General features: G+C 65.0%; 12 protein-coding genes. 6 read left to right on the forward strand and 6 right to left on the reverse strand.

The features are described 5' to 3' along the window. Window positions 1-86 precede the first annotated feature (86 nt). A complete protein-coding gene (locus C9E81_RS15205; protein WP_166461938.1) occupies window positions 87-1688 on the forward strand; it encodes a protein O-mannosyl-transferase family in 1602 nt (533 codons plus the stop codon). 59 nt (window positions 1689-1747) lie between these two features. Here the strand turns inward: C9E81_RS15205 and C9E81_RS15210 are convergent, their stop codons facing one another. The 4 genes from C9E81_RS15210 to queF all read right to left on the reverse strand — a co-directional run bounded on the left by C9E81_RS15210 (window position 1748) and on the right by queF (window position 3937). Beyond that, window positions 1748-2218, reverse strand: a complete 471-nt coding sequence (locus tag C9E81_RS15210) for an SRPBCC family protein (RefSeq protein ID WP_208021195.1) — start codon at window positions 2216-2218, stop codon at window positions 1748-1750. Beyond that, the gene (locus C9E81_RS15215; protein ID WP_243698681.1) at window positions 2208-2543 is read right to left on the reverse strand and encodes an ArsR/SmtB family transcription factor; all 336 of its coding nucleotides are present in this window, start codon (window positions 2541-2543) and stop codon (window positions 2208-2210) included. The genes C9E81_RS15210 and C9E81_RS15215 overlap by 11 nt, the downstream gene beginning before the upstream one ends. A gap of 97 nt (window positions 2544-2640) precedes the next feature. Beyond that, a complete protein-coding gene (gene trmB, locus C9E81_RS15220) occupies window positions 2641-3354 on the reverse strand; it encodes a tRNA (guanine(46)-N(7))-methyltransferase TrmB (protein ID WP_208021196.1) in 714 nt (237 codons plus the stop codon). Window positions 3355-3475: 121 nt separating this feature from the next. After that, a complete protein-coding gene (queF, locus tag C9E81_RS15225) occupies window positions 3476-3937 on the reverse strand; it encodes a preQ(1) synthase (RefSeq protein WP_122113220.1) in 462 nt (153 codons plus the stop codon). Between the two features lie 207 nt (window positions 3938-4144). On the opposite strand from queF, the gene C9E81_RS15230 reads away from it, so the two are divergent. Beyond that, on the forward strand, window positions 4145-4546 hold the full coding sequence (locus tag C9E81_RS15230) for a group III truncated hemoglobin (RefSeq protein ID WP_122113221.1): 402 nt from the start codon (window positions 4145-4147) through the stop codon (window positions 4544-4546). 187 nt (window positions 4547-4733) lie between these two features. Here C9E81_RS15230 and C9E81_RS15235 read toward each other — a convergent pair whose 3' ends face one another. Continuing rightward, window positions 4734-5183, reverse strand: coding sequence for a DNA polymerase III subunit chi (locus tag C9E81_RS15235; protein ID WP_122113222.1), 450 nt, complete (start codon window positions 5181-5183; stop codon window positions 4734-4736). Window positions 5184-5190: 7 nt separating this feature from the next. After that, on the reverse strand, window positions 5191-6690 hold the full coding sequence (locus tag C9E81_RS15240; protein WP_122113223.1) for a leucyl aminopeptidase: 1500 nt from the start codon (window positions 6688-6690) through the stop codon (window positions 5191-5193). A 117-nt stretch (window positions 6691-6807) separates the two neighbouring features. Between C9E81_RS15240 and lptF the strand changes: the two genes are divergently transcribed. From lptF to C9E81_RS15260, 4 genes are read left to right on the forward strand one after another with little or no spacing between them, the layout of a single operon-like run. Beyond that, entirely contained in the window at window positions 6808-7944 is a 1137-nt protein-coding gene (lptF, locus tag C9E81_RS15245) for an LPS export ABC transporter permease LptF (protein WP_122113224.1), read from the forward strand. Continuing rightward, on the forward strand, window positions 7941-9050 hold the full coding sequence (gene lptG, locus C9E81_RS15250; protein WP_122113225.1) for an LPS export ABC transporter permease LptG: 1110 nt from the start codon (window positions 7941-7943) through the stop codon (window positions 9048-9050). The genes lptF and lptG overlap by 4 nt, the downstream gene beginning before the upstream one ends. Beyond that, the gene (locus tag C9E81_RS15255; RefSeq protein WP_243698682.1) at window positions 9047-11446 is read left to right on the forward strand and encodes an LPS-assembly protein LptD; all 2400 of its coding nucleotides are present in this window, start codon (window positions 9047-9049) and stop codon (window positions 11444-11446) included. The genes lptG and C9E81_RS15255 overlap by 4 nt, the downstream gene beginning before the upstream one ends. Window positions 11447-11478: 32 nt before the next feature. After that, window positions 11479-12750 (forward strand): peptidylprolyl isomerase, encoded by a 1272-nt coding sequence (locus C9E81_RS15260; protein WP_122113226.1) that lies wholly within the window; start codon window positions 11479-11481, stop codon window positions 12748-12750.

Raw genomic sequence — 12750 nt, forward strand, 5'->3', positions numbered from 1 at the left:
TTCACTTCCGACGAATGCCGCCACGAAGCAACGATATGCGCCCTCGGCGCGAGAACCGCACGAGGCGGTCGGGCAAGGAAAAAGACATGACCACAAAAGGCGAGAATCCTCCGTTCAGGCACCCGCTTCCCGACGCTCCGGGACGTGACGTGATCGCGGATTGGTTTTGCCTGCACCGGGTAGCCATCACCGCGCTATGCGTATTCGCCGCCGCGCTCACATTCTTCGGCAGCCTGCTGTATCCCGGCCTGGGCGGTGTTTTGAACAGCGGCGATTCCGCCAAGTTCCAGGTTCTCGGACATACCTCGATCCTTGTGCATGGTCCCGGCTATCCGCTGGTCCTGATGCTTGGAACAGTGGTTCGTTTCCTGTCCCTGCCGGTGCCGGACTGGTGGGCGATGACTTTCGCGCTTTCCGCCATCCCGGGCTCCATCGCGATCACCTTCGCCTTCCTGATCGTCGAGCGCCTGACCCAGAGCATCGCATTCGGGCTGGCCGGAGCGATATGGCTGGCCAGCGCCAGCCTGATGGCGGTTCAGGCCACCGAGGCCGAGGTCTATGCACTGACCCTCGCCTTCATCCTCGGCACCAGTTTCCTGCTGATCCTGTTCGTGCAGACCCGCCGCCTGAATTTCTTCCTTGCCGCCTGCGCAGTCTATTCCCTGTCCTTCGGCAATCACCTGATGATGATCATGCTGGTGCCGATGTTCCTGATCGTCACCCTGATCCATTACCGGATCGTTCTGCGGTGGCGGCCCGTGGCGATCGTGCTGGGCTTCATCCTGCTTGGAGCGAGCCAGTATCTCTACCTGGCCTATATCGCATACAGCCCGGATACCGCCTATTCGGAATATATGCCGCTGCCGCCAGCGACGGTGATGGAGTTGATCCATTATATTCTCGGCACCTATTTCAGCGATCTCTACGGCTCCGGAATGCAGTCGACGCTGACGCTAGAGGCGCTCTTGACGACGTTCCGTTCTGCTTATCCCGGGCTTTCGCTGCCTCTGGTCATTGTGGGGGTGCTGCTGTTTTTCGCCGGATGGACGCGGCGCGATATCGCCTGGCGCGGGCTCGCGGTGATCTATGGGACGGGCCTTTCCTTCGTCCCTTTCGCGCTCTGGTATGGCGCTTACGATATCCAGGCGTTTCATCTTCCGGTGCTGGGGCCGTTCCTGGTGGCATCAGTGGCCACGATCGGCTGGTGGCTTCGCGACCGCAAGCTGGCCTTCACGGTTCTGACAGCCGCGGCGCTGGTGGCAGGCCTAGTGCGTGCCGGGCAAACCGCCATGATCCTGAGCGAGCGCGAGCCGGCTTTCGCCGGGGTGCGTTCCGCCGTCGAGGAACTGGTCAGACAATCGCCGGTGGAAAACCCGATCATCGCCATGTCCTACGGGGTGCGTATGGCGACACTTTATTACGAACTTCGCGGCGAGGTTCCCACCACGCCGACCTACCGCGTGCATTGGCGCGCCATCGCGCTGGTGGAGGATCAGCCCTCGGTCGGCGGCATCGTCGTTCCGGCAGAGGGCTATCAGTTCGTCCGCTGGATCGAGGAAAAGCGCCCCGACATGACCTGCCGGACGCAGGAGCTTCGGCAATCCGAAGACGCGGCATGGCCCGCCTATTCCTTCGAATGTCACAGCCAGGCCACGTCCCCATCCGCTCCGGGAAACAGCCCCGGCTGACGGCTCACCCCCATTGGCAGGCTTTCATGCCTTGCAGCATTACCTGCCTGCGCCGTGGTTCACTTCAGTCTTTCGACGTAACCTGCAAGCTGATCGATCGTGGTGCCCCAGCCCTCGTGAAAGCCCAGCTCTTCATGCTTGCGGCTGTCGGCAGGATTCTTGTGCAGGACGCGGGCAGAATAACATGTTCCCTGCCCCTCCGCCTCAAAGCCGATGATCGCCGTCAGCGACAGCCACGGCTCCGTCGGCCGCCAGCCTTCGGCAAGGGAAGTCGTGAAAACCAGGCGTTTCTCGGGCAGTATATCCAGGAAACATCCCTCGACATGCGGCTTGAAATCGCCGCCGCCCTCTCGCATCCGGGTTTCGAAACCTCCGCCCGGACGCAGGTCGAGCTTGATCACCTTGCATTCGATGGGGGCGGGAATCCACCATTTCTCAAGATGTTCGGCCTTGCTCCACGCTTTCCAGACAGTGGCTGGCGAAGCATCTATAAAGCGTGAAATCCTCAATTCAGCATCTTCAGCCGTCATTTTCATCATCCCTTGTCATCCGCGTTTCGACATAATCCACAAGCCGGTCCGTTCGCGCCTGCCAAAGCCTGCGCTGCTCGGAAAGCCATGACTCGGCCTGTTCCAACGCCTCGATCCTCACCCGGCAGATGCGGACACGGCCGCTCTTTTCGGTTGCGATCAGCCCGCTGCTCTCAAGCACCCGCAGATGCTTCAGGAATGCCGGGAGTCCCATGTCGAAAGGCTCGGCCAGTTCCTTGACCGGTGCGGGGCCGGCGATCAGGCGGTTGACGACCGCTCTTCTCGTCGGATCCGACAGGGCGTGAAACGCGTCATCGAGCGGCATGCAATAGCTTTCCATGTGGTAAACCATACATAATAGTTAACCAGATGGCAAACTGTTTGTCCGGATGGAATGGCGCTCCGGAGTCCCCGGACCCGGCTCAGCCCGCTTGCCTGCGGAATGTCACGTAATGCGGCGTCCGGCCTTCGCGCAGCGCCTTTTGCTCGTAACGGGTGCTGATCCAATCCTCCCACGGCTCTGCCGTTTCGCGGATCAGGTCGAATCCGGCCAATGGCACCTCTTCGAGCGTCTGGCGGACATAATCGGGAATGTCGGTTGCCACGCGGAACTCGCCTCCCGGACGCATCACCCGCGCGAGCGGCAACAGATGTTCGGGCGTGACGAAGCGGCGGCGATGATGGCGGGCCTTTGGCCAGGGATCGGGATACATCAGGAAGGCCCGGTCGATACTGGCGTCGAGAAGCACGTCCATCAGGTCGCGTGCGTCGCCCGGATGAACCGAGACATTGCCGACCCCCGCCGCGCGAATCTTGCCCAGCAGCATGGCCACGCCATTGATGAAGGGTTCGCAACCGATGATCCCGATATCGGGATAGGTCGCGGCCATATGCACCATATGCTCGCCCCCGCCAAAGCCGACCTCCATCCAGACCGGACGGTCATCTCCGAAAATCGCCGCAGGATCGATGGGGTGGCGCTCGGGGTTCTCCTGAACGGAAATCCCGCGCGGGCGCAACTCGCCCAGATCCTCGCTCAGATATCCCTTCTGGCTCTGGCGCAGGGTCTTTCCATGACGCCGCCCATAGAAATTGCGGCGCGGCGGGTTCGGGTCAAAGGCGGATTTGGTGGACATGACGCTCATGCTTCGATGGTTTTCCTGCTTTCATGGGCAATATAACCCCGGCGCACCCGGATTGTCCCGCGCCGGACGGCGATCCTGCCGACGCTGGCCTTGCCCGACACCCGCAACACGCTCAGCCGCGCCCGCGATAACCCGGCACCCCCTGATCGGGCAGCCACAGCCCGGCGGGCGCAGCCCCGGTCTGCCAGAACACGTCGATCGGCATGCCGCCACGGGGATACCAATAGCCGCCGATCCGCAGCCATTGCGGCGCCAGCGTCTCGGCCAGACGTTTGCCGATGCCCACGATGCAGTCCTCGTGAAAGGCGCCGTGATTGCGGAAACTGCCCAGGTAGAGTTTCAGCGATTTCGATTCGACCAGCCAGTCACCCGGCACATAGTCGATCACCAGATACGCGAAGTCGGGCTGACCTGTAATCGGGCAGAGACTGGTGAACTCGGGTTGCGTGAAGCGCACCGCATAGGCTTCGCCCGGCTGCGGGTTCGGCACCCGCTCCAGCACCGCTTCATCGGGGTTTCGCGGCAATTCGGTATTGGCGCCAAGCTGGGTCAGCGCGTCAGTATAATGGCTCATCTCAAGCTCCTGTTTTGACCGGGTGGGCTGCGACCGGGAGCGCTCCGATAGCAGCCAAGAGCGATCCGCGTCAATCCGCACCCTTGCACCCGGCCGCATCGCGGGCCACCAATGCGCCATGAGACTGGACATCGCCATAGTCGGGCTGGCCCCCGCTCGCGAAAGAGGTCATCCCCTGACCATCGCCGCGCCGACCGGGACGGGCCCATGATCCCTCCGCGCTTCGACCTGACCGAGCAGCAGGTAGAGCAGGTCGTCCGGGCCTTCTACGCCGATATCCGCCGTCACGAGATCCTGGGCCCGGTCTTTGCCCGCCATGTCATCGACTGGCCTGCGCATGAGGCCAGGGTCAGCCGTTTCTGGAAGAAGGCGATCCTTTACCGGCCGGGCTATGACGGCAACCCGATGCAGGTGCATCTTGCAGCGGGTGATGTGCGGGCCGAACATTTTTCCCTCTGGCTGGCGCTGTTCGACCAGACCCTTCACCGTATCCTGCCGCCCGGTTCCGCCGCCGCGTGGTCGGCATTGGCCCACCGGATCGGGCGCGGGTTGCGAATGGGGGTCGAGGATTTGCACGGCAGGACAGCCGGGCCGCCCAACCTGCGGTAAGGCCGCAGAATTATTCCCAAGGGCCGGAAATGACCCGAGCCTAACACCCCTCTTCTTCATGCAAATATCCCCGGGGATTGCCGGCAGGTCGCGCCACTGGTTCGAGAGACCTGCCGGCAACGGGGGCAGGCAGCCCCCGGCCATCGCGGGACGCAATGAACCGCCGCCCTCGAAAACCGGCCCCTGCCTAACGCTTGCGCTCCCACCGCCCCGATTCCTCGGACCAGTATTCGGCCGTCACGCCCGCGCCGGTCAGCGCCTTCCACTGGTCGCGGGCATGCGCGACCGCAGCGCCATCGCCGCCGTCGAAGATCACGCAGGCGCGCTCCAGCCCGCCGCATTCGTCGCCCGCGATCTCTGCCCCGTCCAGCGCCATCAGGCAGGCCGGATCATTCGCCGCCGCCTGCCCCGCCACGGTCAGAAGCACGGGCTGGCGCACATCATGCGGACCGCCCGCCAGCCCGTGCGGCAGGAAACCGTCGCCCTGCCAAAGCTGCCGGTCCAGCCAGTCCATCCGGTCCGGATCGGTTCCGCGCAGTTCCACCCGCCAGCCCGCCGCCAGCGACTTGCCGATCAGCACCGGCAAGAGATGCTCGGCCGGCGAGCGGGTCAGGTGATAGAACAGCACATTGCCCATCGGGCGGTCACTCGGTCTCGTATTTGTCGCGCACCAGCCGGTTCAGCGTCATCACACCCCAACCGCTCGCCCCCTTTGGCGCCATGTCGGGGGCCGAGGCGGGCAAGGTCACGCCCGCGATATCGATATGCGCCCAGGGCTGATCCTTGCGGATGAAGCGTTGCAGGAACTGCGCCGCCGTGATCGAGCCCGCCGCGCGCCCGCCGGAATTCTTCATGTCGGCGAGCCGCGACTTGATAAGCTTGTCATAGCCGGGGCCGAGCGGCAGGCGCCAGGCCCCCTCGCCCTCGCCCTTCGCCGATGCGAGGATACTGTTGGCCAGCGCGTCGTTGTTCGAGAAAACGCCCGCATTGTCATGCCCCAGGGCGACAATGACGGCCCCGGTCAGGGTGGCCAGATCGATCACAGCCTTCGGCTCGAACCGGGTCTGCGCGTACCAAAGCACATCCGCCAGCACCAGGCGCCCCTCGGCATCGGTATTGATGATCTCGATCGTGTCGCCCTTCATCGATTTGACGATATCTCCCGGGCGCTGAGCGCGCCCATCGGGCATGTTCTCGACCAGACCGACAAGCCCGACGACATTGGCCCTGGCCTGCCGCAGCGCCAATGTCCGCATGACACCCGCGACGACGCCCGCGCCGCCCATATCCATGGTCATCTCCTCCATGCCCGCGGCGGGCTTGATCGAGATCCCGCCGGTGTCGAACACGACACCTTTGCCGACCAGTGCCAGCGGCGCTTCGTCCCCGCCGCCATTCCAGCGCATGACGACTACCTTCGAGGGACTTTCGCTGCCCTGCCCGACGCCCAGCAATGCGCGCATGCCCAGCTTGGCCAGCTCCTTCTCTTCCAGAACCTCGACCGTCAGGCCGATCTCCTCCATAGCCTTCAGACGGTCGGCGAAATCGCTGGTGGTCAGGACATTGGCCGGCTCGTTCACGAGATCGCGGGTAAAGAACACTCCCTCGGCCACGGCCGCCGCGTCCTTCGCGGTCCTGGCCAGCGCCTCGGGGTCCTTGACCATGAAGGTCACGCGCGGCTTGCCGGTATCCGCCGGATCATCCGCCTTGCCGTCACCGTCATCCTCACCGGCTTCCGTCTGGTAGACGGAGAAGTCATAACCGCGCAGAGCAATCCCCAGGGCGATCTCGTTCGCATGCCTGTGACCGCCTGCAAGAACCAGCACATGCGCCTTGCCCAGTTTTGCGCCGATCCCGGCCCCGGCCTTGCGTGCATCCGCCTTTGACGCCCGGGGCGGCAGGGCCACCAGTTGCAGCGCGTCGGCGGCCATGCCCGCGGGAAAGGCCAGTTCCAGCGAGGCGCCGGGTTTCAGCGCCTTCCCGGCCTTGGAGTCCAGAGCGCGCCTTGCCGCCTGACGGGCCGCCCGCGGCAGGCCGGCGGGCAACCGCCCCTCCGGCGAGACGATCACGGCAACCCGGCCCGCATGCGTAGCCAGCTTTTCCGTGGCGATTTCAGAGAAGATGATTTCGACGGGGTGAGTCATGAGGCCTCCTGAGGATCTGTCGGTCGTGAACCTAGACGCGTAACTGGGCCTTGGCCAGAGCCGTCCTTCCGGCTAATCAGGGCAGAACGCGTCAGGATCAGAAAGCCCCGCCCCCATATGCCCCGGATCGACCGCTATATCCTCAGCCAGCTGTTGACCCTGTTCGGCTTTTTCGCGCTGGTGCTGGTGTCGGTCTACTGGATCAACCGCGCCGTCAGCCTGTTCGACGACCTGCTGAGCGACGGGCAGACCGCGCTTGTCGTGCTGGAATTCACGGCGCTGACACTGCCGATCGTGATCTCGGTGGTCTTGCCGGTCGCCGCCTTTGTCGCCTCGGCCTACGGCACGAACCGGCTGACGAACGAGTCCGAACTGGTGGCGATGCAGGCCATGGGGTTGTCGCCGTGGCGGCTGGCGCGCCCGGTGCTGGTCTTCGGCGTCTTCGTCGGTATTCTGGTCGCGGTGCTGGTTCATGGTCTCGTGCCGATGGCGCGGACGCGGCTGGCCGAGCGCCAGACCGAGATCGCCGAGAACGTGACCGCGCAGTTCCTGCGCCCCGGTGAGTTCCAGTATCCGGCCGAGGGCGTTACCCTGTTCATCCGCGAAACGGCCAGTGACGGGCGGCTTCTGGACCTGTTCATCGAGGATGCGCGCGATCCCGACGACCAGACCGTTTATACCTCGGAAGAGGCGCTGGTGGTGCGGACCGAGACCGGACCCGTCTTGGTCCTGCTGCGCGGCATGTCGCAGAACCTGGAGTGGCGGAACGGAAAAAGGCGGCTTTCGGTCACCCGCTTTTCAGAGTTCAGCTATGATATCGGCGCCATGTTCGCAGCGAGCGACAGGCGCGGGCGCGACCTGCGCGAATATTCGACATGGCGGCTACTGGCCCCCGATCGGGAACTGCTGAACGCGACGGAAGTGACGGCGGGCGAGGCACGGCGCGAGGCGCATGAGCGGCTCGCCCAGCCATTACTGTCGCCGATTGCGGCGATGATCGGCTTCGCGGCGCTGCTTATCGGCGGTTTCTCGCGCTTCGGTGTCTGGCGGCAGGTCATCGGAGCAATCCTGCTGCTGATCCTTGTCCAGTTCATGGCCAATGCGGCTGCCAATCAGGTCGGGAGCAATCCCGAGTTATGGCCGCTGCTTTACTTTCCGGCAATGGTCGGGGCGCTGATCTGCCTGGCGTTGCTGTGGCTGGCCGCGCGCCCCCGCCCGTTACGCCGGAATCGGCACGGAGGGGAAGCGGCATGATCCTGGCCCGCTATGTCGCCCGGCGCTTCCTGCGCAGTTTTCTGCTGGTCGCGGGCGTGTTCCTGCTGATCCTGTTCCTGATCGACATGATCGAACTGATCCGCCGTTTCTCCGGCCATGACATCGGATTGCCCGGCGCGGCGCGGTTGGCGGCACTCAATATCGCGGGCAGTTTCTATTCGATCCTTCCGCTCATCACCGTGTTGGGCGGAATCGCCATGTTCATCGGCCTTGCCCGCAGCTCCGAAATGGTCGCCATCCGGGCGTCGGGACGTTCAGGCATAAAGGTCGTCACCGCGCCCGCCGTCACCGCCATCCTGATCGGTGTCCTGACCGTCGGGCTGTTCAATCCCCTGGTCGCTGTGACGGGCAAGCTGTTCGACAATGCCGTGGCGGTGATCGAGCGCGACGGCAGGCAGACCGTCTCGGTCGGCGACCGGGCGGTCTGGCTGCGGCAATCGCTGATCGAGGACGGGGAAGAGGCCGGGCAGATCGTCATCCGGGCAAGACGGGCCAGCCCCGACGCCACCACGCTTTACGATGCCAGCTTCATGATCTTCGACCAGAACAGCGGGCCGGTCCGCCGGATCGAGGCGCATCAGGCGCGGCTCGCTCCCGGCGAGTGGCGGCTGAGCGATGTCAAGGATTACGTGCTGACCGAGCCGAATCCCGAAGCCGCCGCCAGCACCAGCGAAGCGCTCTCGCTGGCATCCGACCTGACTGCCCAACGCATCAGGGACGGCTTCGGCAGGCCAGAAGCGGTCCCGGTCTGGCAGTTGCCGGGCTTCATCGCCGGCCTCGAACGCGCGGGGTTTTCCGCCGCCCGGCACCGCGTCTGGTTCCAGATGGAACTGGCCCGCCCCTTTGTCATGGCTGCCATGGTGATGATCGCCGCCGCCTTCACCATGCAGCATCTGCGTGGCCGAAATACCGGGGTTGCGGTTCTTTTGGCCTTCGCGGCGGGGATCGGGCTGTTTTTCCTGCGCAACATGGCGCAGATACTTGGCGATAACGGGCAGATCCCCGCCGCCATGGCGGCATGGGCGCCGCCACTGGTCGGCATCCTGCTGGCTTTGGGGCTGATCCTGCAACGGGAGGACGGATGAGGGCGGCAACGCGCATAGGGCTGAGACATGCGGCAGGGCTTGCCGGGATCGCCGGGCTGACGGCACTGCTGCCGGGGCAGGTCGCGGCGCAGACCATCCGCGGCGAAGGCACCGCTATCCCTGGCGGAATGGTGGCACCGGCGCCGCTCGACAACGACGGTTGGGCCGGGGGTGCCGCCCTCGCTCCGCAGGCCACTCCACTCGCCAACCGCCCGGTCGCCGACCGGACGCCGATAAGCCCGCTGCCCGAAACGGCCGAGCCGGATGCCGACATCACCCTGCCCGGCTCGGATATTCCCGAGGGCAGCCCCGAGGACGCGGCCACGGTGCTGGCCGACAGCCTTGTCCTGCAAGGCGACAGCACGCTGATCGCGGCAGGAGGCGTGGTGGTCTGGTATCAGGGGGCGCGGCTTGTGGCCTCACGCCTGATCGTGGACGGCGAGAGCGGCGACCTGACGATCGAAGGGCCGATCCACCTGTCTCGCCCCGGCGCGGCAGACCCGGAGGCCGAGGCGATCCTGATCGCCGATTCCGCGCAGCTTGACCGCAAGCTTCAGGACGGCATCATCCGGGGCGCAAGGCTGGTCATCGCGCGCGAGTTGCAACTGGCCTCCAGCCAGGCTGTCCGTAGCGAGGATGGCCGTTTCACCCGGCTCGACAATGTCGCGGCCTCCGCCTGCCAGGTCTGCGCCGACAATCCGGTCCCCCTGTGGGAGATCCGCGCCCGCAGGATCACCCATGACGCGCAAACCCGGCTGATCCATTTCGACCATCCGCAATTCCGTGCCTTCGGCCTGCCTATCGCCGCGGTCCCCTTCGAGGTGACCGCCCCCGATCCTACCGTCGAGCGGCAATCAGGCTTCCTGCGGCCGGGGTTTCGTACCACCTCGCGCCTCGGCTTCGGCATCAAGACCCCGTATTTCCTGACCCTCGGCGATCATGCCGACCTGACCATCACCCCCTATTTCTCGGCCAGCCGCACCCGCACGCTGGAACTGCGCTATCGGCAGGTATTCCGGACCGGTGCGATGGAGTGGAGCGGCGCGATCACCCGCGACGACATCATGCCGGGGGAAACCCGCGGCTACCTGTTCGGCGCCGCCCGGTTCGACCTGCCCCGCGGCTATAATCTCGGGGTGCAGTTGCAGGTCGCATCGGATCGCGGCTACCTGCTGGACTACGACGTAACCGATGCCGACCGGCTGTGGAGCGGGGTGACGCTGGACCGTATCAAGCGCGACAAGCTGGTGGTGGCGCGGGTCGGCAATTACCACTCGCTGCGCGACGACGAGGACAACGGCACGTCTCCCGCCCAGGTTGCCGACGTGATCTGGCAGCGCCGCTTTACTCCCGGGATGATCGGCGGCGAAGCGATGATGGAATGGTCGCTTCATGCCCATCGCCGTCCTTCGGACGAGGATATCGAGGGCCGTGACGTGGCAAGGGCCTCTTTCGGACTGGACTGGCGCCGCAACCAGATCCTGCCCGGCGGGTTTGTTGGCGCGGCCATCATGGGGCTGGACGCGGATCTGTATCGCATCGCCCAGGACAGCCGCTATGACGACGTCGTGGCCCGCGCCGTTCCGACTGCCGGGGTCGAGTTGCGCTGGCCGCTGATCGGTCACTCTGCCGGAGCCACGCATCTGGTCGAACCCGTCGTCCAGCTTCTCTGGTCCCCTCGCGGTGACGACGATGACATTCCCAACGAGGACAGCCGCCTTATCGAATTCGACGAAGGTAACCTGTTTTCCACCAATCGATTTCCGGGCTGGGACGCGCGGGAAACCGGGCTGCGTGCCAATATCGGCGTCAGCTGGACACGCATCGACCCGGCCGGCTGGTCTATCGGCCTGACCGGGGGGCGGGTCTTCCGCGCCCATGACGACAACCAGTTCGTTTCCGGCTCGCCACTCGGCGGCCGCCGTTCGGACTGGCTGCTGGCGGCGCATTACGATAGCGGCACGGGGCTGGCCATCTCGAACCGCGCGCTGTTCGACGATTCCTTCGACTTCTCGCGCAACGAGCTGCGCCTTGGCTGGTTGCGCCCGGATCTGCAGATCTCGGCCGGGCATCTGTGGATCGACAGCGAGCGCGACGAGGGCCGGACCAGCGATACCAACGAATTTACCGCCAATATCGGCTGGCAGATCGCGCCGGGATGGTGGGGCAATGCCGAAACGCGTTACAATTTCACCGCCGATCAGGCACAGATGGCATCGCTGGACCTTATCTATCGGAACGAATGCGTGAGCGTCGAAATGGGCCTGTCGCGCCGCTTCACGGATTCGGATAGTGTGCGTCCGGAAACCAGTCTCGACCTGTCGGTCCGCCTTGGCGGATTCGGTCGGCAAAAAGACGAACAGGGCACGGTGGCGCGGCGCAGCTGCATGCGCTAGTCTTGCGGCAAAGAATGATTTGGGGGCAGCATATGCGGCAACTACTTTCCGGCATCGCCATTTCGGCAAGCCTGCTTTTGGGGCAACTCGCCCCCGCCTCGGCGCAGAACCTGTTCGAGCCGGTGCTGTATATCAATGACAAGGCCATCACCCGCTACGAGGTCGATCAGCGGCAGCGGTTCATGCGGCTTCTGGGCGCTCCGGATATCGACCAGCAGGGTGCCGAGGATGCCTTGGTGCAGGATCGCCTGCGGATGTTCGCCGCCGAGCAGATGGGGATCGAAACCACCGAGGAGGCCTTGCAGGCGGGGCTGGAGGAATTCGCCGGCCGCGCCGGCATGAGCTCTGCCGAGTTCACCGCCGCGCTGGAGCGTGCCGGTGTCGAATACCAGGTCTTCCGCGATTTCGTCGAGGCCGGGGTTGCGTGGCGCGGCGTCATCCGCCAGCGCCTGCTGCCGCAGATCAATGTCAGCGACGCCGAGGTCGATCAGGCCATGAAGCGCGCGATCGAGACCCCGATCGTCACCCGGGTCCTGCTGTCGGAACTGGTCATCCCCGCCCCGGAGGGCCGCGAGGATTCCGCCATGCAACTCGCCAATTCCATCGTTGCCAGCAATCCGAGCGACGATCAGTTCGCCGAGGCCGCACGCGAATATTCCGCTGCGGATTCCGCCCGGGCGGGCGGGCGGCTGAACTGGCTGAACATCGACAACCTGCCACCCTCGCTGCGTCCCGTCATCCTGAACCTGCAGCCGGGGCAGACCACGCAGCCGCTCAACGTTCCCGGCGCGGTGGTCCTGTTCCGGCTGCGCGACAGCCAGGGCACGCTACGTCCCGGCGCCCGCGAGCAGGTGCTGGATTACATGACGCTGCGGCTGGCCTCGGCCAGCGATGCCGCCCAGCTTGCTGCCCGGGTCCGTAGCTGCGCGGATCTCTACGTGCAGGCAGGTTCCGGGATCTCTCCGCAGATCAACCGCCAGACCGTATCGCAAGGCCAGATCCCGACGCTGATCGCCACGCAGCTTGCCTCGCTGGACCCGGACGAGGCAACGGTGGTGAATTATGGCAACAGCGCCGATGTCGTCATGCTATGCTCGCGTCAGCCTGCCCTGCTGGCGGATGACGGGGCGGATGTCCCAACCAGCGCCGAAGAGCCGGACGGGGTCGAGGCCGCCGTTCCGAACCCTGCGGGCATCCCCGACCGGCAGGCGGTTCGCGAGGAGATCTTCAACCGCAAGGCCAACGAGATGGCGAATGCCTATCTTGAAGAGCTCCGCGCCGATGCAGTCATCCGGCGGCCATAG

Source organism: Paracoccus alkanivorans, from assembly GCF_003697785.1.
GTDB lineage: Bacteria > Pseudomonadota > Alphaproteobacteria > Rhodobacterales > Rhodobacteraceae > Paracoccus > Paracoccus alkanivorans.

Excerpts from the sequence above, each read along its gene's own strand:
- C9E81_RS15205 (WP_166461938.1), top strand. The coding sequence starts at position 87 with ATGACCACAAAAGGCGAGAATCCTCCGTTCAGGCACCCGCTTCCCGAC.
- C9E81_RS15210 (WP_208021195.1), bottom strand. The coding sequence starts at position 2,218 with ATGACGGCTGAAGATGCTGAATTGAGGATTTCACGCTTTATAGATGCT.
- C9E81_RS15215 (WP_243698681.1), bottom strand. The coding sequence starts at position 2,543 with ATGCCGCTCGATGACGCGTTTCACGCCCTGTCGGATCCGACGAGAAGA.
- trmB (WP_208021196.1), bottom strand. The coding sequence starts at position 3,354 with ATGTCCACCAAATCCGCCTTTGACCCGAACCCGCCGCGCCGCAATTTC.
- queF (WP_122113220.1), bottom strand. The coding sequence starts at position 3,937 with ATGAGCCATTATACTGACGCGCTGACCCAGCTTGGCGCCAATACCGAA.
- C9E81_RS15230 (WP_122113221.1), top strand. The coding sequence starts at position 4,145 with ATGATCCCTCCGCGCTTCGACCTGACCGAGCAGCAGGTAGAGCAGGTC.
- C9E81_RS15235 (WP_122113222.1), bottom strand. The coding sequence starts at position 5,183 with ATGGGCAATGTGCTGTTCTATCACCTGACCCGCTCGCCGGCCGAGCAT.
- C9E81_RS15240 (WP_122113223.1), bottom strand. The coding sequence starts at position 6,690 with ATGACTCACCCCGTCGAAATCATCTTCTCTGAAATCGCCACGGAAAAG.
- lptF (WP_122113224.1), top strand. The coding sequence starts at position 6,808 with ATGCCCCGGATCGACCGCTATATCCTCAGCCAGCTGTTGACCCTGTTC.
- lptG (WP_122113225.1), top strand. The coding sequence starts at position 7,941 with ATGATCCTGGCCCGCTATGTCGCCCGGCGCTTCCTGCGCAGTTTTCTG.
- C9E81_RS15255 (WP_243698682.1), top strand. The coding sequence starts at position 9,047 with ATGAGGGCGGCAACGCGCATAGGGCTGAGACATGCGGCAGGGCTTGCC.
- C9E81_RS15260 (WP_122113226.1), top strand. The coding sequence starts at position 11,479 with ATGCGGCAACTACTTTCCGGCATCGCCATTTCGGCAAGCCTGCTTTTG.